Source organism: Blastocatellia bacterium, from assembly GCA_016713405.1.
Lineage (GTDB): Bacteria > Acidobacteriota > Blastocatellia > Chloracidobacteriales > JADJPF01 > JADJPF01.
Window position 1 is genome coordinate 208161 of sequence record JADJPF010000004.1, and the last position, 20680, is coordinate 228840.

A 20680-nucleotide genomic window follows, 5' to 3' on the forward strand; every position below is an offset into this window, starting at 1 on the left:
CTTTACGCTCAATTGCTAAAAGGCGTGTGCCAGCAGCAAAAACCCCAAATTCAAAAAATAGTTAAAAAATTGAACAATAGAAAACCAGCAAAAAACAAATAACCCAAAATTTTCTTTATCTAAAGAACGGGCAATAATGGCTGTTGCAGCAGCATTAATCACAGTGCTAAATAATTGTGCAATAAAGAGAAGACTAGTTTGTTTAGAAGTTTCACTAGTAATTAGCTTCCAAAAAGCTTGGGGTGTAAAACTAAGTGATTCTGTACTAGGAATTGCAGATTGTACTTTACTCATTTTGACTTAAAAAAATAAATTTTGATTTGTAACTAAATACAGCGTAAACTAAATTTTCTGATATTTTAATCTAAAGCCCCAACGGGGCGACATAGTTGTTTCTTAACATTAAAAGACTCTTTCGCCCTTACAGGGCTTAAAGAAACTTAACTATTATTTCCTAGGGTTGAAACCCTAGGCTACAGTTATTTCGCCCCGCTGGGGCTTAAGATTCAAAAATATAACTTTACTTAGTTTACGCTGTACTAAACTAGAAATTTAGTAATAAGTTAGCAAATCAACAGTTTATAATTATCCTTCGGCTTTAATAGGTGATGTGCTAGCTTCTAAACCTGCTAAACGGCCTTCTATCCAATGTTCATACCAAAGACTTAAATTTAGTAAACACCATAAATTAAAGCTATAGTCTACACGTCCAGCACTATGCGCACCCAACATTGTTTGTATATGGTCATAATTAAAAAAATCTCTTTTACGTAGTGGAGAACGAAATAGAGAATCTTCTATAAAATTTGACATTCGGTCAATAAACCATTGTTTAATAGGCAGGCCAAAACCTTGTTTTTTACGGTAAATAATGTTATCTGGGATTAAACCTTCTAAAGCCTTCTTTAAGATATATTTAGCTTGTCCATTTTTATATTTTAGTTCTCTAGGAATATTCATTGCAAACTCTACTAACTTATGATCTAAAAATGGTACACGAGCTTCAATAGAGGTTGCCATAGAAATTTTATCTACACGCATTAAAAGCAGTTCTGGAAGACGCATTTTTAGTTCTAAATAAGTCATTTTTTCTAAAAAGTCAGCACTAGATTTTTCTTTAGAAATAACGTCTAGGTAATTTTTAGATATTGTGTAGGAAGATAAGCCACGAGTACGAGAACGGAAATTTTTAGATAGAAGGCTATTTTTGCTTACTTCATCGTGAATAATAACGCTGCCCCAAAATAAATCTTCTCCTGCTTCAAGTCGGCGGACTAGTTCAGGGAAAAGCTTTTGACCACGAGGGAGAAAATTATTAGCAATTGTTCCAGCAAAAGGAGAAAGCATCATTCCCATTCCACGACGCAAAACACGTGGAAGACGTTCTAATTTTTGCCAGACTTTCTCATAAATATTTAAGTAATCAATATAGCTACTATAACCGCTAAAAATTTCATCAGAGCCTTCGCCTACTTGCACTACAATTGTGTCATTTTCACGGGCAAGCTTAGAAACATAATAAAGCGGCACACAAACAGGGTCGGCAATAGGTTCATCTTGATGGAAAATTAAATCTGGTAGGAAATTTACTACATCCTCTGGCCCAATCATTACTTCATGATGGTCGGTAGCAAAAATTTGAGAAATTTGCCTAGCGTATTCTAGTTCATTAAATCCATCAGCATCCTTAAATCCTACAGTAAATGTCCGTACTTTATCAGTCATACGTGCCATTAATGCAACATTAGCACTAGAGTCAACTCCACCAGATAAAAACACTCCAAAAGGCACATCGCTCATCATCCGTTTTTCTACTGCCTGAGTAAGTAGTAAGCGAATTCTTTCAACACAAAATTCTTCGCTATATTTTTCTGTAGGAGAGGGGACAATAGCATCCCAATAAGAGCTTACTTTTATAGTTCCATTTCGGTCACAAACTAGCATATGTCCTGGAGGTAGTTTTTCTATTCCTCTAAACAAAGTTTGTGGTGCTGGGGTGGTTAGAAATGTCAAATAATGGTAAAGGGCTTCTTCGTTAATGTCTCTAGTTACGGCTGGATGGGCAAGTAAAGATTTGATTTCAGAGGCAAAAAGTAATTGCCCTGGAAGCTGCATATAATAAAGAGGTTTTACGCCTAAACGGTCACGAACTAAAACCAGACGTTCTTTATTGCTATCCCAAATAGAGATAGCAAACATTCCTTCTAAGGCATCAACAAAATCTAGCCCGCGTTCCTCATAAAGATGAACCAAGGTTTCTGTATCGGTTTCAGAAAAATAAATATGTCCTTTATCAACTAATTCTTTACGTAGTCTTCGATGGTTATAAATTTCACCATTAAAACTAATCCAAATAGTGTTATCTTCATTAGGCATAGGCTGTTGACCTGCGGCAGAAAGATCAACAATTGAAAGGCGACGATGTGCTAAACCTACACGCCCATCAGATGAAATATAAACTCCTTCATCGTCAGGCCCACGATGAACCATACGGTCGCGCATCTCTTCTAAAAGACTTTCAGTTATTTCTGGTTGGACTGAACCAAACTTAAAAATCCCACATATTCCACACATAATTTATTTGCCCAATTAAATTTTATAGTTAAATTTTCCAATCTGGTATTTGCTCAATTAAAATGTCAATTCCAGATAAATCTTCACGCCCACAAGGAGCTATAAGAAAACGCCTCTTTTCAGGAGCAGACGCTCTTAAATTATACACTATAGCCCAAGATTTTGTCTTTTCTCCATAGCCTTTAGAAACATATCTTTCCACTATTTTTGCCGACATTCCTTTTGTTTCTATTGCAACCAGGGCTAAAGACAAATTATTTTCTTCATCTGTAATAATTACACTAGTGTTGTCTATTAGCTCAACTTGTAGATTTTCATCAAAGTTAAAGAAAAAATTAAATAAATGCTCTCCGCTACCTTCAAATAAATCTGTTATTAACCAACAGGCAGTAATTTTGTTAAATAGAAATTGTCTTTTATGAATAATGCCTTGGCTTAAGCGTAAATACCCATCATGTTGAGCTTCTAGAAAATCAAAATCAGCAGTAGTTTTCCACTGATTAACTTTAGGTTTTGCTTGACTGCCTAAAGAAAATAATTGCCCTGGATAAATTTCATTAATTTCCTGTTCATCTATCATTACAGTATTATGGTAGCTAGTTGATCTAAACATATTTCTTGCTGTAGGGTCAGATGTGTAAACATAACTTCCAGGATCAATAAAAAATGTTCTATCTCTATAAAAAAGCTCAAAACTTAATAAATCATTATGAGCATGTGAACCTCGTCCTTTTATTCCTATATCTCCACAATCAGCAATAAGATAGAGGTCTTTATCTCGTAGTAAGTAAATGCCTGTATTAGGAAAATTACTTGAGCTTGGAGGTTCTGTAATAGGTAAACTTGTAAGTGTTTCCCAGCCAAAATTACCAAAAATCCAAAGACTTTCCTGGCTTGCTTGTGACAGTATCTTAAAGCGTTCATCTTGAAAAAGAGTTGCTGCTATTGCCAATAAATAAGCCTGATCTGTTGCTGGACGTTTTTGCCAAAGAATTACCCGACCATTATCACAATCTCCAATTAATGGAGCAGTAGCATCAGGTTTTAAGTAAGCACGAGTAAATAGAAACATTTTTTCTAATTTATTCCAGTATTTATCTTCTATTTTTATTTGATTTTCTTTAGCAAGTAAAAAGGCATATAAGTAAATTTCTGTTACTAAAGCATGATAGGGAATGGAAGCTTCCCAATTTGCTCCATCTGTATAAACTTGCTTGTCCATTTCAACTAGCAGTTCTTTTAATGCAAAATCTGTCCAAGTGTGAGATTTCTTAAATTCTGGAAATAAAACACCTATAAAAAATAACCCTAATAGGTCAGATAAATAATGATTACTAGTTATACGAATGGAAAATTCAAGGTTTGACTTAATAAATTCAGCATGTGAAAGCAGAAGTTTTAATAGTAACTTAAGTAGGTCTAAATCAAAGTGTTTAGAGTTACGAAAGAAATAAAATGATAAACATAAACTAATCGCTCTAAACGCAACTTCCATAGCACAAAGCCAATGAATACCTATTTCTTTTGGGCTACTGCGGGCAAAAGAAAAAAGCTGATTACGAAATTCTAAAGCATATTTTTCATCTTGGGTAAAATGATAAGCTTGTCCAAGTGTAATAAAATGTTGAAGTCTGGCTAGTTCCCAAGGAATTTTAATATCACTACCAGGTTTTTTAGCAATAATGTGCATTTTACTGTAGTGAATAGATGACCAACGATAATCTATTGTTGGGTCATAATGCCAGTCTATTTCTTGATTATAAACTAGTTGTTTACCTAAAAAGCTAAATTTATGCTCACAAATTAAATTTGCTTCATCAATAAGCTTTTGTGTAGTTTCAGGAAAATTATCCTGAAAAATTTGGCAGGTTTCTATTAAATTGTTAATTCCAGAATAAATTTTTACATTTTTTCTATTTTGAAAGTATTTTAATAAATCTTTTTCATTAAGTAAGCTTAAAGATTGTTCAAGCTTTTTATCAGTAATTTCTTGATTAATTATTAAGCTTTTTGTATAGCGATAATGAGGAGCAAAACGAGATTTAAGTATTAGTAGAAATTCTTGCGCTATTTCTTGGTTTGTTAATCCAACCGTTTTGCGACGAATTTTATCTACTAATTCCATTAGTCTATCTCCTTAAAAGGGTTACTAAATTTAGTAAAATACCACTCACATAAGAATTCTTTAGGTGAAATTCCTAGTAATAGAAAATTAGTCAACTCGATCGCTACTATACCAGAAATAACTAGTAATAATAGGTTTATGGACAAGATTATTGCAAATGAAATTTTTGCGTGATAAACTACCACAACTTTTGTCAGATTAGTAGCTTACTAGCATTAATTTTAGTTTAACTTACTGATTTATTACTGATACATAATTATTTATACTTCAGTAACGCGCTAGTTTAATAAGTTTTTATAAACCTTAACTCCTTATATTAAAGACATTAAAATGGGTAGAATAATAGGGATTGATCTTGGCACAACTAATTGCTGTGTAGCAGTAATGGAGGGCGGAGTAGCCCAAATTATTCCTAACAAAGAAGGCGGACGTACAACACCATCCATTGTTGGGTTTACTGAAAAAGGGGATCGTTTAGTAGGACATATTGCTAAACGCCAAGCCATTACTAATACCCAGAATACAGTTTTTGCCGTAAAACGCTTAATTGGGCGTAAGTATAACTCCCCAGAAGTACAAAGGGCAAAGGACTCTTGTCCTTATGAAATAACAGAAGCTCCAAATGGTGATGCACGGGTTCGTGTTCAGGGTCGGGATTATTCTCCACCAGAAGTTTCTGCCATTATTTTACAGAGGCTAAAGTCTGCTGCTGAAGATTTTTTGGGTGAAGAAGTTTCTGAAGCAGTTATTACAGTACCTGCATATTTTGATGATTTTCAGCGTCAAGCAACTAAAGATGCTGGTAAAATTGCTGGTCTTAATGTGCAACGTATTATTAATGAACCTACGGCAGCAGCACTAGCCTATGGGCTAAATAAAGCTTCAAATGAAAAAATTGCTGTTTATGATTTAGGTGGAGGAACCTTTGATATTTCCATTTTAGAAATGAATGATGGAGTATTTGAAGTTTTATCTACTTGTGGGGATTCATTTTTAGGTGGTGAGGATTTTGACCAACGTATCATTGATTGGCTAATTGATGAATTTAAGTCAGAAACAGGTATTGACCTTCGCGGAGATCGTCTAGCTCTTCAACGCTTAAAAGAAGCAGCAGAGCGGGCAAAATGTGACCTTTCTTTTACTTCAGAAACACCTATTAATTTACCTTTTATTTCTGCTGATGCTTCTGGGCCAAAACATTTAGCAAAAAATTTAACTAGAGATCAATTTGAACTTTTAGTAATGGATCTAGTTGAAAGAACTGTAGATCCTTGTCAAAAAGCCCTTTGGGATGCAAGACTTAAGGCTAGTGATATTGATAAAGTTTTGCTTGTAGGTGGACAAACTCGTTCTCCTATTGTTCAAAAACGTGTAGAACAAATCTTTAATCGTCGTCCTTCTAGCGAAATTAACCCTGATGAAGTTGTAGCAATGGGCGCGTCAATACAAGGTGGTGTACTGCTTGGAGAAGTTAAAGACTTAGTTCTATTAGACGTTATTCCTCTTTCTTTAGGTGTAGAAACTCACGGAGGACGCTTTACTAAACTTATTGACCGTAATTCCACTATACCTATTAAAAAGAGCTTAATTTTTACTACTCTAGTAGATAATCAATCAACAGTAGAAATACATGTTTTACAAGGTGAGAATGAAAGAGCATCAGAAAATCGTTCTTTAGGGCGCTTTGATTTAGTAGGCATTCCTTCTGCTCCGCGTGGAATACCACAAATAGAGGTTTCTTTTGAAATTAATGCTGATGGCATTGTACATGTTTCTGCTAGAGATTGTTTAACAGGTAGAGAGCAAAAGATCACAGTTAGCCCAAGTGGTGGACTTTCTCCTCAAGAAATTGCTGAATTAATGGCAGAAGCACGTAGCTATTAATTTAGTTAATTAATAGCTTTAATCCTCACTACTTTTTCGTGTTTGATGAATATTGGTGCTGGCACTTCTATTGGACATTATGAATTAGTAAAAATGCTTGGCACTGGAAGTGCTGGCGAGGTTTACCGCGCCCAGGATAAAAATCTTGGACGTACTGTAGCGATTAAACTTCTTACAGAACAGACTGCTTCATTAGATACAGAACTACGTCGGCGTTTTGTTCAAGAAGCAAAAGCTGCCTCAGCCCTAAATCATCCTAATATTCTTACCGTATTTGAAGCAGGCCAATATCAAGGGCTAGACTATATGGTAATGGAATATGTAGAAGGTCAAACCCTTAGAGAATACTTAAAAAAGGTAAACCATCATTTTCAAATCTACTAAATATAGCAATTCAAATGTGTGTAGCTCTTGAATCTGCTCATGCTGCTAATATAATTCACCGAGATATTAAGCCTGATAATATAATGATTCGTAAGGACGGTTTAGTTAAGCTATTAGATTTTGGATTAGCTAAAATTAAAGACAAACAAAATCAAGCAGCTACTAGCACTAAACCTGGTACTTTATTAGGTACTGTTGGGTATATGTCACCAGAGCAAGCTCAATGTGAGCCTAACACAGATGCTAGAACAGATATATTTTCTTTAGGTGCGGTGTTTTATGAAATGGCAACAGGCATAGCACCTTTTCATCATACAAATCATATTGATACTTTATATGCAATCCTAAAATCTGATCCAAAACCATTTGAACCATCTCAAGAAATATCTGAGCAATTACAACAAATTATCTTAAAAGCTTTAGCTAAAGAACCAATAGATCGTTACCAATCAGCTAAGGATATGTTGATTGAACTACAACGTTTAAGCAAAGAAACAGAATTTAAGAAGGTATTAGAACAAGTAGAAGAGAGAAGTGCTTCTCCAGAAGCAAAAAAAATTAGTTTAACTGATAGCCAATCTGTTCAAGGATATAATGTAGATCTTTTACTTAGTGATACAAATAAAACACAAGTACAAAACACAAAAAATAATTATCTTCCTTGGATACTAGTAGCTATTCTTAGCATAATAATAATAGTAGAAACTATTATTATTATAGTTAGGTAAAAGAGAAAAGCTTTGCAGGCTTGTCTTTTTTCTTCTAACTAAATTATACTTTTGCGTTTAACTGGTAAAACTTATGATAGAAAAAATAACAGAAATAGTGCATCAAAGCCTAGATATAAAATGTCGGTTTTTTGCTGACTATACAGCGGAAATTGGCCGTGCTGGGCGTATGCTAGTAGAATCACTTAAAGTAGGCGGGAAGATATTTTTATTTGGTAATGGTGGGAGTGCTTCAGATGCACAACATATTGCTGCTGAGTTTGTTAACCGCTATGTTACTGACCGGCCTGCTATTCCTGCTATTGCACTAAATACTGATAGCTCAATACTTACCTCTATTAGTAATGACTCTTCTTTTATTCATGTTTTTAGCCGTCAAATTGCAGCTTTAGGTAAGCGAGGCGACATTGCTATTGCTATTAGCACTAGCGGCAATTCACCTAATATTATTGAAGCTGTTAAACAAGCAAAACAGCTAAATATGGCTACTATTGGACTACTTGGAAAAGACGGTGGAAAATTAATAAAAATGGTAGATAACGCGCTAATAGTTCCTAGTACATCTACCCCTCGTATTCAAGAAGTTCATATAATGATAGGACATATTCTTTGCGAATTAGTGGAAGCAGAGCTTTATGGTATTGCAAATAATTAGTTAGTAAAATCACTGATAAACCGCTGATAAAATCAATGAGCCGTTACAAAGTTTCCCCTATAGATTTAACCAAAACTCAAAGTTACTCATTATCAGAGCGACCAAGCAAAGTGACTGTTAAAGACTTTGCTCACCCCTACAAAGAAAATTCTAGCTTTGGCAACTGGCTAGCAAGTTTACCTAATATTTTAGCTATTAAAGAATTAAAAGCTTTGGCACAAGCTATTGTTGATGCTCGACAAAAGGGGCGGGCTGTAATAGTTGGCTTAGGTGGGCATGTCATCAAATGTGGGCTAGCACCAATATTAATTGATTTAATTGAGCGTGGTTTTATTACAGGAGTAGCAATAAATGGATCTGCGGCAATTCATGATTTTGAAATTGCAACTGTAGGTTTTACTTCAGAAGATGTTGATTCTAGTTTAGGAAAAGGTGATTTTGGAATGGCTGAGGAAACAGGGGCTTTTGTTAACTTAGCAGCAGAGTTTGCCACCCAAAAACAAATAGGTCTTGGGGAAGCTTTAGGAGCAAAACTTCAAAATGCACCAAATTCAAAACTTTCTTTAATTTCTGCTACTTATCAACAAAATATTCCTCTTACTGTCCACTTAGCAATTGGCACAGATATTGTCCATATTCATAAATCGGCTAATGGTGCAAGTTTAGGTGCTGCTACTCATTATGACTTCCGGCTATTTTGTTCAGAAGTTATAGAGTTAACAGATGGAGGGGTTTATCTTAACCTTGGGTCAGCCGTACTTATGCCAGAAGTATTCTTAAAAGCCGTTACTGTAGTACGTAACTTAGGCTTACCGCTAAAAGATTTTACTACTGCTAATTTGGATTTTATCCAACATTATCGCCCTTTAACTAACGTTGTAAAACGTCCTGTTGCTGGTGTTGGACGTGGATATAGCCTAACAGGTCATCATGAAATATTAATTCCGCTACTAGCCGCTACAATAATTGAACTTTCTGCTGGCTTGAGTCTTTAATTTCAGTAAGCTACTATTAAACCTTATAAATCAAATAGATAGCTTTTCTAGAATAAAACTCACTGTTAGGGTAGGGTAGTAATGACAGACAAATTATTTAGTTTCTTAGAATTAAAAATAAGAATGGTTTTTGTTTTTTTCCTTATTTGTTTTTTTTCTTCCAGTTTATTAGCACAAGAAAAAGTTGAAAATACTTCTAATCCTTCCCCAAATAATACTCAAGAAGTAAAAGTAGAAGAAAATAAATTTCCTCCAATTAGCGAAACCGTATTAGAGCAACGAACTAGCCTTTTACCAGAGCTAAAATCAAAGCTAGAAAGGTTGCAAAAGCAAGACAAGTCAGACTTATTTTTAATTTTTAATGAAAAACTATTTAGTAATTTGTTAAATGAGTTAACCCAAAGTAAATTTAATTTAGGGAATTTATTTGATGTCAAATTAGTAAATCCTAGGATGGTTTTTCTTAATGGTTTAGCCTTAGCCCAACTTCAAGCAGACCTTACTTCTACTAATTCATTTATTAGCATAACTACTAAATTAAATATTACAGCTAAATTATTAGTAGAACAAACGGAAACTAGCTCTTTAGTAGCAAGATTTGAAATTGTAGATATTAGACCTGCTGAAACAAGTGAAAATACTACTGCTGCTGCTCCTACTCCATCACCAGAGCAGATAGCAAAGCTTTTACCACCAGTTACATTACCCTTAGAGCTTGATTTTGACCGTAGTCTCCCAGCGGATAAATATAGCCAGACTAAACCTGTTGCTTATGAAATAAGCACAGAAGCCCGAAGAATTAGAGGACATTTTCAAATTATTGAACTACTTCCATTAAATGGACGACTAGTATTACTTGCTAAAGTAGAAAATCTATCTATAACTCAAGGTCAAGGTGAAAGAAAAAGAAAAAATAAAACACCTAAACCAACACCTGCAAGTTTTCAAACACAAACAAATTTATTAGACACAAAAGAACTAGATAAACAAATAGACGAGCTTAGCAGCAATTTAACTAGCCAAACAGACTTTTCTGTTATGGTTAAACGGCATTTTTTAGATTTACTAGTTGATGAGTTTGCTCAAGCTAGCACACGAGATGTTATCATTAAACTAATGCGTAGTAGGGTAATGTCCTCTAAGTCTGATTTAGGTTTTGCCAAGTATGAAAACTACTTGGACATTGAAAATGGTGATGGGGCAATGGATTTGAAAGATGCAGAACTGCAAAGCATTAAAAATGGGCAAATCCAGCTATTTGTTGATGCTAGCGGGCAAGTCCAAGCACAAGCACGAGGTAAACAAATTGGTATTGAATACCAAACTAGCCCGCAGATTGGGGTTAGTCTTCGGGATCAAGTCGCTTTTACAATTGAGGCAGTAGGTTCGGAATTTCAGTTAAAACCTGTAGCTAAAAAAGTTAATGTCCATTTAGATATTAAGGTTCCTGTTCAAATGATAGGACGAGATATTAACACTTCTCAAAATGTAGCTGTAGATGTAGCTAGTGTAATTAAACCTATTGTACTTCCTAGGGTAATAGGGACTAATTTAACCTTACCACAAGCAACAAAAACAATAACACTTACAAGTATTAATTATCGTGCTGATGCAGACAAGTTGGTTTTTGGAGCAAATTTAACTTTTAATGACAATAAGTAAAGTTACTTTTAGATATATTTTGTTAATTTACGGTTTGTAGCATTTAATATAGCTCTAGCAACATTAAATTTTGCTTCTTCCTCAATATCAAGTGCTTCAATACGAGCTATAGATGAGCCGGAAACAAAACTTTTTTCATCAGTTTCAGTAATTTCTATTACTACTAAAAAAACAGCATGATTAATGTTTGACAAAACTACAGTTCTAAAATCAAGAAGTCCAAATATGATACTTTTGTTTTCCACTAATTTACTGAGTAATTCATTAAGGGCTTGTACCGTAGCATGTGCCACAGAGCGTAAGCGGTGATGTTGTTGATTGGAAGAAACTAGTTTGTTAGATTGTGTATATTCTCCATAAGAAAGACTTACTTCAATTTCAACTTCATCATCCACCTTTTCAACAATATGGACATTAGAAAGTATCACTCGTTTTTGATTCATCAATATATAAACCTCTTAATGATTTTTAGTGGATTGCTTACTTAGCTAAGTTGTTAGTGCCAGTCAAAATCTCTATTCAATAATTTATATAAGTTTTCATTGTGTGGTTTGAAGTATTCTACTAATTTCTCCCTAGTAGCACTATCCATTTTATCGTATTTGCCAACATTATAATACTGATCTTTTTCTATCTTAAATTCGGGAAATTCCGGTAATTGTAAAAAATTAAATATGTTTTTTACTATACCAGTAGTGTCTTTGTACATGTCTTCGCTTTTAACAATAAAAAAGCGTTCTTGAGGGAAGTAGCTAAACCATTCTGTTAATTGTTCATAGTATCTGCTACGAGCAAGATAAGAGTAACGTTGATAGTTAAAACTATAGTAATTATCATTAGCAAGCATTTTTTCTTTTTCGCCTGCTAAACGTTCTTCTTCTTTAGCAATAGCATCTTCAAAAGATAAAGTTTCTGTACCTTTTCTTTTTTCATGATGGTAATGAGAATATGAGCGTTCAACAGGATTTCTAATTAGCAAAACAAACTTAGCATTAGGTAAATAATGAGCAACACGCTTTGCTGCTAGTGGATGAAAAATATAATAAGGGGTTGCTTCACCTGTTATAAAGTCTTGTTTATGTATTTGCTTAAAATAATGTTTATATAAATAAGAAGGAAAATGTGATTGGTACCAAGTGATGCCTTTTTCAAAATGATTATCAAAAAAGTGCATTTGTTTTTTCATTGCACTGATTATAAAAGGGTGTGAGATTAAGTATTGATACAGAGAAGTTGTTCCACATTTTTGACCACCAATAACCAAAAAGTCTGGCATCAACCTCCAATTTGCTGTCATTGTTCGCAGGGTGCGATCTATTTTTTGTGGTGCAGAAAGCATCACAAGAGACTTAACTTTGTCTAACATACTCTATTCCTAAAAATAATTTTTGCTGATGAAAATAACTATTATTTAGTAGTATTTTCATTAGTAGGAGTAATTTTATAAATACAGTATTCAAAGCTATCTTCACTAAGACGGAAAAGGGAGATAGTCCAATCTTCTGTTACTTTTTGACCGTCATGATCACAATTTATTTTTACTTCAAAACGACCTACTTGTTGCGAAGTTGCCTTGTCATCGGTAATTGTCCAACTTTGAACACCATAAATTTCATTATTAAAAATACCATCTCCAGGACAATATAATTCTCTTGCTTCTTTACCAGCAACTTGCTCGGCAAAAAAATCATTAATCAATTTAATTTGACTTTTTTTCCATTCTGGGGATTCTTCGTTTTCTTCTGATTGTTGTTTACAAGCAAAAGAAAAGATTAGACATAAAGAAAGAATTAACAATAATAGCTTTGTTTTCACTAATTACTCCGCTAAAGATTTGTTTTTTTGTTCAACTTGATAAGGTAGTCCATCAAGGCTTAGTTCCCAATCAACATAACCATATCCTGAAGGCACTTTGATTAAACAATCAAACTCTCCAAAGGTTTGTGCTGTTAAATCAGGATTATCCTCTTGTTTTGGCATAAGTGATACTTTGCTTTCTGTAATTAAATTTTTCTTTTCATCAAATACTTTTACATAAAGCTGAGGGTTATATTTTACAGGCTCTTTACCAATATTTTCTGCAATTCCAGCTAACTCTAAATAACCTGGACGATAATCATAATGTGTTACTAATATGCGCACCTTTTTATCGCCAAAATATCTAGGATATAGATAAAAGAGTGCTGCAACTCCCATTACAAAAGCAACTAAAGCAATTAAAACTTTTCGGTTCATAACTTCTACCAAATAAAAATAAGATTTCGGTTAAATAGTAGTGTTTAGTAAAATCTATCTATGTGCAAGTATTTGTTTATCAATATCAGCAATTTTTTCCTGATGTGATAGCCAAAATTCTTGATCACGTTGTGCATTTAATTCTTCAACAGTTTTATTTTGTTGCTCTACCCAAGTATAATACTTAAGGTTAAACCAAGATTTTTTAACATCCATGGTTCCTTCTTTAATCCAATCTAGCTTTGCATTATGGAAAATAGAAACTGCTCTAATAGCTGCTTCGGTTTCATCCATTTTTCCATAAGTATTAGTTAATTGTTGTAAAACAGAAGGATAACGATCAATAGAATCTGTTGCTACAGTAACAATATTATCTCGTTTGCTCAGTTCAAAATATTTAGCAGTTTTAATAGCTCCAAGTACATTGCAAATGCCTGAAATACCAAAGATTTGTGATAGAGGTTCTAGTACTTCTTGAGCAATACCAAAGCTGTTAGATAAAACTTCTAGCCCTGTTTCTTCAGTTAGTAGTTGTAAGCCTTTTTTGCATTCAACATCATCAACACAAATAATAGCATCCATATTTAAGACATTATGAATCCAGGTAACGTGTTTATCACCAATACCTTGAATATCATGACCGCCATAGCCATTATTATAAAGTGTTGGACATTGAATAGGCTCTAGTCCAATGGTTTTTGCTTCTGAAAAACATTGTTTAAGGCGGTCGCCTGCGGCAATGGTTCCAGATGAACCCATAGCAGAAACAAAAGCGGCTACCCGTCCATTTCCATAACCTCTTGCAGCTAAGTCTTTTACTGCTTCAACTATGCTATTTCCAGTAATCTCATAATGAAAACGATAATTACCAAATTCTTCAAATTGATTAAGTATTTTATTCTTGGGGTCTGCTGCGGCTAATTCTTTAGTTTTGTCATAAATTTCTTTGACATTACTTTCACAACCAACAGTTTTAATATATTTTGCCCCATAACTAGTAATTTTATCAAAACGTTCCTGACTCATCATTTCTGGTAAAAGTACCAAAGAATCATAACCAAGTCTTGGCCCAACCCAAGCCCCACCAATACCATAATTTCCCGTAGAAGGCCAAACTAAAGTATCTCGTCCCGGCTCAATTTCACCTGCTAATTGTTTTTCCATTGCAATAGAATAGGTCGGGCCAACCTTGTGGCTACCCGTAGGAAACTGCTTGCCGTAGAGTACAACAATATTAGCTTCAATACCTGTAAGTTCTTTAGGTAGAACAATATAGTTTACTCGGCCTTGTTCATTTTTCCATGTAATATTATATAAATTTATAGGATCAAGAGGATTAGTTAATTTAGCTTTTAATGCTTGGCTACGAATATCACTAGGGATTTTGCTTGGTTCAAGCATTTCGGCAAATGTTGGCCCAAAAATCATTTTACTCATACTGGCTTGAAAATATCCTTTTCTTGATAGTTTTTCTTGATAGTTTTGGAAAATTAACAGAGTATCACAAGCTCATAGTTTCGGGAAAGATCCCTCGCTCCACAAGTGAGCGACGAACTTTCATAGGGTCGTTTAACTCTTTGTTAGGTAAAAGAATATCTAAAGCATGTTTAGGAAAAGTTAACCAGGAAGAAAATACTACAGTGTCAATATCTATTACTAAAAGCTTAGGTTGTTTAATATCTTTAGGTTGATAAATTTGTAGTCCATGTGTTGAAATAAGCTCTTGATTAACCAATATTTGTCTTTGACTCCAATGGCATCCTTTTACTTTACAAGTTAACCAATCATCCCCAACAAAATTTTTAGAATCAATAAGTTGATTGTATAACTTATCTATTTCATCCGCATAAACACCTAATTGATTAGGCCCAGCCCATTTTAACAACTTAACATATTGCCAAAGATTACCAGCTACTCTATTACTAGTCATTAAGTAATATAAATTAATTATTGAATCTTTTGTTTCCTGTGGAAGTTGCTCAAAGAGCTTGCTAGCACTCAAATTACTATCAAAACTCTCTAAAATAGCTTTTAGCTTGTCTTGTTCAGTTAAGCTTAATTGCTCCCAAGAAAGTATCTCTTTGCGCATAAAAATTTATTTGCTAATTAATTTGCTGCTAGGGCAAAGGTCTGATAACGCACAAGCCTGACATTGAGGATTAATAGCCTTGCAGGTTTGTCGTCCGTGATAGATAAGTAAATGAGAAAATTCTATCCAATCTTGAGCAGGTATAATATTTTTTAGCTCTAATTCAATTTTTCTTGGGTCTTCTTTGTTGGTTAAGCCAAGACGCTGAGAAATACGCCTAACATGTGTGTCAACAACAACTCCTTCTGCTTTTCCAAAACCTGTCCCTAAAACTACATTAGCTGTTTTAATTGCTACACCAGGCAAAGTTAAAAGATCTTCCATTATTTCAGGGACTTGACCATTATAATGTTCTAAAATTCTTATTGCAGTAGCTTGAATATTTTTAGCTTTATTACGGTAAAAGCCTGTAGAATGAACATCTTGTTCTAGTTCTGAAAGTTCAGAATTAGCATAATCAGCAACTGTGCGATACTTACGAAAAAGCATAGCAGTTACTTTATTAACTCTTTCATCTGTGCATTGCGCTGATAGAATGGTGGCAACTAGTAACTCAAAATTTGTGTTATAGTTGAGCGAGCATTTTGCTTCAGGATAAAGCTTTTTTAACCTAAAAATTAGTTCAGTAACATTTTTTTGATCAGTATATTGTGGACTAAATAAAAAATTTTGTTTTTTCTTTGGCATAAGAAAATACTAAATTGACAATAAGTCATAGAACAAGCAATTACTGCATAAATTTATTTAAATAAAATTTTGAGCTTATTTTTGATAGATAAAAATATCTTGCTGATAAATTCAGCTATAGTTACTATTGTTTATCTTAATATTTTTTTAATAACAAATTAATTCACTAACATAGCAATAAATAACATCTTTTCGGGGCGCACATGGAGCTAACAGGGCAGTTAAGCGATTTTCCTTTAACAGATATACTACATATATTGTCCATTAGTGGTAAAACTTGCACAGTGATTCTTAGGAGTGATCAAGGTCAACGTGGGATGTTAGTCTTTATTCGTGGAAAAATAGTACAAGCAAGTACAGATGCAATTCTTTATTCATTAGGTGAAATATTTGTACAAAATGGAATAATTACAGAAGAAGACCTAGAGGAAGCTTTAGAAATTCAAAGCTCTATGGATAAACCTAGGCTTATAGGCTCAATTCTTGTAGAAAAAGGTAAAGTTAGCCGAGAATATTTGCAAAAAGCTATAAAACAACAAATTCAAGATTCTGTTGCAGAGTTACTCTCCTGGAAGCGAGGAACATTTGAAATTAAATTAAATGCTATTCCAATAGGTCGCGGACTTCCTTATATTACACAAGATTATGTTTATACAGAAGGTTTAAATATAGATGAACTAGTTCAAGAAGCTACTAGACTGCTAGATGAAAGACGACGAGATGGAACTTTTATAGAAGTTAAAAAAATAATTACTAGTCCAACTAGTAGTGAAGATTTATTAAAAGAGCTAGATGATTATATGGAGCCGTCCCGCGCTAGGGATGATGCTGATAGTATTAATTCAGTAGAAAAAGCAATATTACACTTAAAATATTTACTTGAAGAATTAAAGCAACAATCTTTTCACGGGGAAGTAACTTTGCTAGTGATGAGATTAGCTAGTGAAGTATGCAGTAGAGGAGTTTTGTTTTTAGTAAAAGATGATGAGGCTCAAAGCCTAGGTCAATTTGGGCTTTCTATTGATAGCGTTTCAGCCGACAATAGCATTGTTTTTGATCTAAGTTTACCTTCTTTATTAAATCGCGTGGTAAGGAATTGTAAAACTCAAATTGCTGCTTTAGACTTAAATACTTATGATCGGGAAATACTTAAGCAATTAGGAGGAGAAAACCTTAATTTAACAGGTTTTGGTATTCCTCTAGTAGTAGAAAACAAAGTAAGAGTCATACTTTATGGAGATAATTATCCAGGAGATCGTGGATTAGGTAGTTTAGATGAGCTAGAGATTTTAATTAGCCAATCAGGTTTAATGATGGAAAAAATGTTGCTAGAACAAAAATTAAGCAACACTAAAGCATAAAACTAAGTTACTAAAAATTACTTTTCTTTGATGTCACCTTCTTTTCAATTTATATAAGCAAATGTTAGGCTGATGTTTACTTTTAAGTCAATTTGTTAAATCATTTTTTATTATCTTTCCTTAGTATATTGATAAGCTTAAAGAGATTAGGATACTAAGGTTATATACTAATAATATTTACTTGAAAGAGTATCTTTTCCTAACAAAAAAATAACAAAAAATTATGTTCTTGCGATACTTGTTGTTAATAGCATATCATCGCTATTTAGATAACAAAAATAACTAGCAAATCTATCTAAAAGTAAATCAATGACCACTGAGGAATTTAAACTCTTTCGCGCATTAATATATGATATTTGCGGTATTGATTTTCAACCGGATAAAAACTTTTTGTTAGCTAATCGTTTACGCAGAAGAATGGAGCAATGTGGAATTAGTAGCTATAAAGATTACTACCAGTATTTAACTGTAAATTCTGCTGGTAGAGATGAGTTAGCTACTTTAGTTGATAGCATAACAATTAATGAAACAAGTTTTTTTCGTAATCAGCCACAATTTGACATTTTAAGCTCTGTAGTAATACCTGAGTTATTAACAAAGAAAAAAACTGATGTTAATAAACAATTGCGTATTTGGAGCGCGGGCTGTTCTTCTGGGCAAGAACCTTATTCTATTGCTATGACTTTGCTTGAAAATATTCCTTTTGTAGACCGTTGGGATATAAAGATTTTAGCTTCAGATATTTCTTTGAGAATGTTAGAAATAGCTTCAGAAGGTTTTTATAACTTAATGCAAATAAAAGCAGTTCCACAAGATTATTTAGACCGATATTTTACTAAAAAATAAAGATGGCTATACGATTAAGGATAGAGTTAAAAAGCTGGTGACATTTGATTACCATAACCTTAAACATAACAGTGGATTGCAGGAATTTGACATTATTTTTTGTCGCAATGTAATGATTTATTTTGATCAAGAAGGTTGTAAACAATTAGTAGAACGTTTTGCTAATAGTTTAATATTAGGGGGATATATTTTTATTGGTCATGCTGAAACGCTAAAAGGTATAAGTGATCATTTTAAGATGGTTTATGTTAATAATGGAATTGTTTATCGTCGGGAGAAATAACTAAAAGTTATGAAAGAAGATAGTGGTTTTTTTAGTCCAGAAGAATTAGAAACATTGATGTTGTTTTTTCTTGATCAAGCAGCAACGCTTTTGGACAATGCTAATCAATCTTTGTTAAGGCTAGAAACAAGATTTGATGACGTAGAATCTCTTAGTCAATTGCAACGTACACTTCATACACTAAAAGGAGATGCTAATTCTGTTGGATTTGGTGAAATTGGCACAGTAGCACATAAATTAGAAGACTTAATAGCTTTATGGGGAGGGGTAAATGTTGAGTCAACTATAGAAATTCTGGATTTGCTACTTTTTGGAATTGATTCTCTAACTGATATGTTAGAACGTAAACGTCAATGGGTACATGCTCCTTTAGAAATAGACTCTATAGTTGACCGAATTGAAGGCTTTGTTGGTAAGCATGTAAAAAGTAGAAATCTATCAGATAAACAAATTGATATAGAACTTAAGTTAAATGAGTACCAAAAGCTACGTATTAAAACAGCACTACAAAATGAACCAGTAGAATTATGTAAGCTAGTAGCAAGATTTGATATAGATTGCTCAATGCATGGGGCAGGACTTTTAATATTACTTAGAGAAATAAGTAGGGTTGGGGAAATAGTAGCAAGCTTTCCTGATATTGAAGATGAGCAAGTAGAAGAACTAGATAAAGTTATAATAATACTTTTGGCAGAAGATTTACCAAGAATAGAAAAAGTTGCTAATGTAGTAGGTGTAACTAGTGAAGTTACTATTACAAAAATAAAAGTTGCAGATGTAGAAGGGCTTTTTTCTGAGCAAGAATCAAAGTTATTGTATCAGTCAACAGAGCAAGATAAGCCTAAAGAGATATCTATAGATATTGATTTATCAAAAGATATTGATTTATCCAACAAAATTGTAAAACCAAATAATTTAGCTAAAGAACAAACAATAGAAACACAAAATATTGTCCAACAAAGTAAAGAAAATTTAGCGGTTGAGTTATTAAGGGTTAGTGTTGATAAAGTTAACTTATTAATGGATTTAGTCGGAGAATTAATAATTAATCGGTCAATGTTAAATCAAATAAGCCAACAATTAAAAACTGAGTTTTCTAAAAACCCTAGGATAAATCGTCTAGTAGACATAGATGCGCAGTTAGGAAGACTTTTAGGACAAATGCAAAAGGCTGTTTTAGAAGTAAGAATGATTTCTTTAGATCAAACTTTTAATCGCTTTTTTCGTGTAATTCGGGATTTAGCTAAAGAAGGTGGAAAACAAATAGAACTATTAATTATTGGTGAAGAAACAGAATTAGACAAACGTGTAGTAGATATTATTTATGAACCTCTTTTGCATTTGGTACGTAACGCGGTTGATCATGGGATTGAACCTATTGAAGAAAGAATCAAAAATAATAAATCCCCTCAAGGAAAAATTATACTAGAGGCATATCATCAAAGCGATCAAGTAGTTATAAAGATTCAAGATGATGGTCGTGGTATTGATATAACAAAATTAAAAGAAAAGGCTGTAGAGAAAAAATTACGTACAAAAGCAGAGATTGATTTACTATCCGATCAAGAAGCATATGATTTAATGTTTTTAAGTGGCATATCTACTGCGAGCCAAATAACAAACGTGTCTGGCCGTGGTGTTGGGATGGATGTAGTAAAAATGGTTGTTTCTGACCTAAAAGGGAGCATTGAAGTTAGTAGTGTTTTAGGTAAGTCAACAGTATTTACTTTAATACTACCTTTAACCTTAGCTATTATTAAAGCAATGCTCTTTAGTTTAGGGGAGAGAGTTTTTGCGCTACCTCTTAATAGTATAGTAGAAATAATTAGATTAAATAAAGAAGATATTCAACAAATAGGTAAGCATAAAGTATTAAGTAAACAAGATACACTGTATTCATTAATAGATTTAAGTGCAATACTTTTAGGTAATAAGCAAGATTCCACTAATGCCATTACCCTAGTAATTGGACTAGGAGAAAGGCGAATTGGAGTTGTAGTAGAAAAAGTAATAGGTGAAAAAGAAATAGTTGTAAAAGCAGTTGATCAACAATGGATAACTTCTGATTTAGTTACAGGGGCATCAATTTTAGGGGATGGGCGTATTGTACTAATTCTTGATGTTGGAGCAATATTTAGACGAAGTAGTTTAAGTGTTGCAACTAAATAATTT

20 protein-coding genes are annotated in these 20680 nt (G+C 33.4%); 10 read left to right on the forward strand and 10 right to left on the reverse strand.

Annotation, left to right across the window (positions count from 1 at the left end; all coding sequences use genetic code 11):
• Positions 1 to 15 precede the first annotated feature (15 nt).
• The 3 genes from IPK14_07170 to IPK14_07180 all read right to left on the reverse strand — a co-directional run bounded on the left by IPK14_07170 (position 16) and on the right by IPK14_07180 (position 4699).
• Complete coding sequence (locus IPK14_07170) at positions 16 to 294, reverse strand: hypothetical protein (protein ID MBK7993202.1); 279 nt, start codon at positions 292 to 294, stop codon at positions 16 to 18.
• Positions 295 to 585: 291 nt separating this feature from the next.
• Complete coding sequence (asnB, locus tag IPK14_07175; GenBank protein ID MBK7993203.1) at positions 586 to 2574, reverse strand: asparagine synthase (glutamine-hydrolyzing); 1989 nt, start codon at positions 2572 to 2574, stop codon at positions 586 to 588.
• A gap of 28 nt (positions 2575 to 2602) precedes the next feature.
• Positions 2603 to 4699, reverse strand: coding sequence for an alginate lyase family protein (locus tag IPK14_07180; GenBank protein ID MBK7993204.1), 2097 nt, complete (start codon positions 4697 to 4699; stop codon positions 2603 to 2605).
• Between the two features lie 330 nt (positions 4700 to 5029).
• Between IPK14_07180 and dnaK the strand changes: the two genes are divergently transcribed.
• The 6 genes from dnaK to IPK14_07210 all read left to right on the forward strand — a co-directional run bounded on the left by dnaK (position 5030) and on the right by IPK14_07210 (position 11007).
• Positions 5030 to 6583, forward strand: coding sequence for a molecular chaperone DnaK (gene dnaK, locus IPK14_07185; protein ID MBK7993205.1), 1554 nt, complete (start codon positions 5030 to 5032; stop codon positions 6581 to 6583).
• 45 nt (positions 6584 to 6628) lie between these two features.
• Positions 6629 to 6967: a protein kinase gene (locus tag IPK14_07190; GenBank protein MBK7993206.1), complete on the forward strand. Its 339-nt coding sequence runs from the start codon at positions 6629 to 6631 to the stop codon at positions 6965 to 6967.
• A 14-nt stretch (positions 6968 to 6981) separates the two neighbouring features.
• Positions 6982 to 7695, forward strand: coding sequence for a serine/threonine protein kinase (locus IPK14_07195; protein ID MBK7993207.1), 714 nt, complete (start codon positions 6982 to 6984; stop codon positions 7693 to 7695).
• 73 nt (positions 7696 to 7768) lie between these two features.
• Complete coding sequence (locus IPK14_07200) at positions 7769 to 8350, forward strand: D-sedoheptulose 7-phosphate isomerase (protein ID MBK7993208.1); 582 nt, start codon at positions 7769 to 7771, stop codon at positions 8348 to 8350.
• A gap of 35 nt (positions 8351 to 8385) precedes the next feature.
• On the forward strand, positions 8386 to 9345 hold the full coding sequence (locus IPK14_07205) for a hypothetical protein (protein ID MBK7993209.1): 960 nt from the start codon (positions 8386 to 8388) through the stop codon (positions 9343 to 9345).
• Positions 9346 to 9426: 81 nt separating this feature from the next.
• Entirely contained in the window at positions 9427 to 11007 is a 1581-nt protein-coding gene (locus IPK14_07210; protein ID MBK7993210.1) for a hypothetical protein, read from the forward strand.
• Positions 11008 to 11015: 8 nt separating this feature from the next.
• Here the strand turns inward: IPK14_07210 and IPK14_07215 are convergent, their stop codons facing one another.
• The 7 genes from IPK14_07215 to nth all read right to left on the reverse strand — a co-directional run bounded on the left by IPK14_07215 (position 11016) and on the right by nth (position 16018).
• Entirely contained in the window at positions 11016 to 11450 is a 435-nt protein-coding gene (locus IPK14_07215) for a hypothetical protein (protein ID MBK7993211.1), read from the reverse strand.
• A gap of 53 nt (positions 11451 to 11503) precedes the next feature.
• Positions 11504 to 12283, reverse strand: coding sequence for a sulfotransferase domain-containing protein (locus tag IPK14_07220; GenBank protein ID MBK7993212.1), 780 nt, complete (start codon positions 12281 to 12283; stop codon positions 11504 to 11506).
• 131 nt (positions 12284 to 12414) lie between these two features.
• Complete coding sequence (locus tag IPK14_07225; GenBank protein MBK7993213.1) at positions 12415 to 12822, reverse strand: hypothetical protein; 408 nt, start codon at positions 12820 to 12822, stop codon at positions 12415 to 12417.
• A 3-nt stretch (positions 12823 to 12825) separates the two neighbouring features.
• On the reverse strand, positions 12826 to 13242 hold the full coding sequence (locus IPK14_07230) for a hypothetical protein (protein MBK7993214.1): 417 nt from the start codon (positions 13240 to 13242) through the stop codon (positions 12826 to 12828).
• A gap of 54 nt (positions 13243 to 13296) precedes the next feature.
• Positions 13297 to 14679, reverse strand: coding sequence for a pyridoxal-phosphate dependent enzyme (locus tag IPK14_07235; protein ID MBK7993215.1), 1383 nt, complete (start codon positions 14677 to 14679; stop codon positions 13297 to 13299).
• Positions 14680 to 14743: 64 nt separating this feature from the next.
• Complete coding sequence (locus IPK14_07240; protein MBK7993216.1) at positions 14744 to 15331, reverse strand: hypothetical protein; 588 nt, start codon at positions 15329 to 15331, stop codon at positions 14744 to 14746.
• Between the two features lie 6 nt (positions 15332 to 15337).
• Positions 15338 to 16018 carry an endonuclease III gene (gene nth / locus IPK14_07245; protein ID MBK7993217.1) on the reverse strand — a complete coding sequence of 227 codons (681 nt, stop codon included), beginning with the start codon at positions 16016 to 16018 and terminating at the stop codon, positions 15338 to 15340.
• A gap of 203 nt (positions 16019 to 16221) precedes the next feature.
• Between nth and IPK14_07250 the strand changes: the two genes are divergently transcribed.
• The 4 genes from IPK14_07250 to IPK14_07265 all read left to right on the forward strand — a co-directional run bounded on the left by IPK14_07250 (position 16222) and on the right by IPK14_07265 (position 20677).
• Positions 16222 to 17379, forward strand: coding sequence for a DUF4388 domain-containing protein (locus IPK14_07250; protein ID MBK7993218.1), 1158 nt, complete (start codon positions 16222 to 16224; stop codon positions 17377 to 17379).
• Positions 17380 to 17688: 309 nt separating this feature from the next.
• Complete coding sequence (locus tag IPK14_07255) at positions 17689 to 18225, forward strand: hypothetical protein (protein ID MBK7993219.1); 537 nt, start codon at positions 17689 to 17691, stop codon at positions 18223 to 18225.
• A complete protein-coding gene (locus IPK14_07260; GenBank protein ID MBK7993220.1) occupies positions 18209 to 18508 on the forward strand; it encodes a hypothetical protein in 300 nt (99 codons plus the stop codon). Before IPK14_07255 ends, IPK14_07260 begins: the two co-directional genes overlap by 17 nt.
• Before the next feature lie 9 nt (positions 18509 to 18517).
• Positions 18518 to 20677, forward strand: coding sequence for a chemotaxis protein CheA (locus IPK14_07265; protein MBK7993221.1), 2160 nt, complete (start codon positions 18518 to 18520; stop codon positions 20675 to 20677).
• Positions 20678 to 20680 lie beyond the last annotated feature (3 nt).

What these genes read in the sequence shown, in the direction of transcription:
- IPK14_07170 (MBK7993202.1), bottom strand. Translation starts at nt 294, where the DNA reads ATGAGTAAAGTACAATCTGCAATTCCTAGTACAGAATCACTTAGTTTT.
- asnB (MBK7993203.1), bottom strand. Translation starts at nt 2,574, where the DNA reads ATGTGTGGAATATGTGGGATTTTTAAGTTTGGTTCAGTCCAACCAGAA.
- IPK14_07180 (MBK7993204.1), bottom strand. Translation starts at nt 4,699, where the DNA reads ATGGAATTAGTAGATAAAATTCGTCGCAAAACGGTTGGATTAACAAAC.
- dnaK (MBK7993205.1), top strand. Translation starts at nt 5,030, where the DNA reads ATGGGTAGAATAATAGGGATTGATCTTGGCACAACTAATTGCTGTGTA.
- IPK14_07190 (MBK7993206.1), top strand. Translation starts at nt 6,629, where the DNA reads ATGAATATTGGTGCTGGCACTTCTATTGGACATTATGAATTAGTAAAA.
- IPK14_07195 (MBK7993207.1), top strand. Translation starts at nt 6,982, where the DNA reads ATGTGTGTAGCTCTTGAATCTGCTCATGCTGCTAATATAATTCACCGA.
- IPK14_07200 (MBK7993208.1), top strand. Translation starts at nt 7,769, where the DNA reads ATGATAGAAAAAATAACAGAAATAGTGCATCAAAGCCTAGATATAAAA.
- IPK14_07205 (MBK7993209.1), top strand. Translation starts at nt 8,386, where the DNA reads ATGAGCCGTTACAAAGTTTCCCCTATAGATTTAACCAAAACTCAAAGT.
- IPK14_07210 (MBK7993210.1), top strand. Translation starts at nt 9,427, where the DNA reads ATGACAGACAAATTATTTAGTTTCTTAGAATTAAAAATAAGAATGGTT.
- IPK14_07215 (MBK7993211.1), bottom strand. Translation starts at nt 11,450, where the DNA reads ATGAATCAAAAACGAGTGATACTTTCTAATGTCCATATTGTTGAAAAG.
- IPK14_07220 (MBK7993212.1), bottom strand. Translation starts at nt 12,283, where the DNA reads ATGCCAGACTTTTTGGTTATTGGTGGTCAAAAATGTGGAACAACTTCT.
- IPK14_07230 (MBK7993214.1), bottom strand. Translation starts at nt 13,242, where the DNA reads ATGAACCGAAAAGTTTTAATTGCTTTAGTTGCTTTTGTAATGGGAGTT.
- IPK14_07235 (MBK7993215.1), bottom strand. Translation starts at nt 14,679, where the DNA reads ATGAGTAAAATGATTTTTGGGCCAACATTTGCCGAAATGCTTGAACCA.
- IPK14_07240 (MBK7993216.1), bottom strand. Translation starts at nt 15,331, where the DNA reads ATGCGCAAAGAGATACTTTCTTGGGAGCAATTAAGCTTAACTGAACAA.
- nth (MBK7993217.1), bottom strand. Translation starts at nt 16,018, where the DNA reads ATGCCAAAGAAAAAACAAAATTTTTTATTTAGTCCACAATATACTGAT.
- IPK14_07250 (MBK7993218.1), top strand. Translation starts at nt 16,222, where the DNA reads ATGGAGCTAACAGGGCAGTTAAGCGATTTTCCTTTAACAGATATACTA.
- IPK14_07255 (MBK7993219.1), top strand. Translation starts at nt 17,689, where the DNA reads ATGACCACTGAGGAATTTAAACTCTTTCGCGCATTAATATATGATATT.
- IPK14_07265 (MBK7993221.1), top strand. Translation starts at nt 18,518, where the DNA reads ATGAAAGAAGATAGTGGTTTTTTTAGTCCAGAAGAATTAGAAACATTG.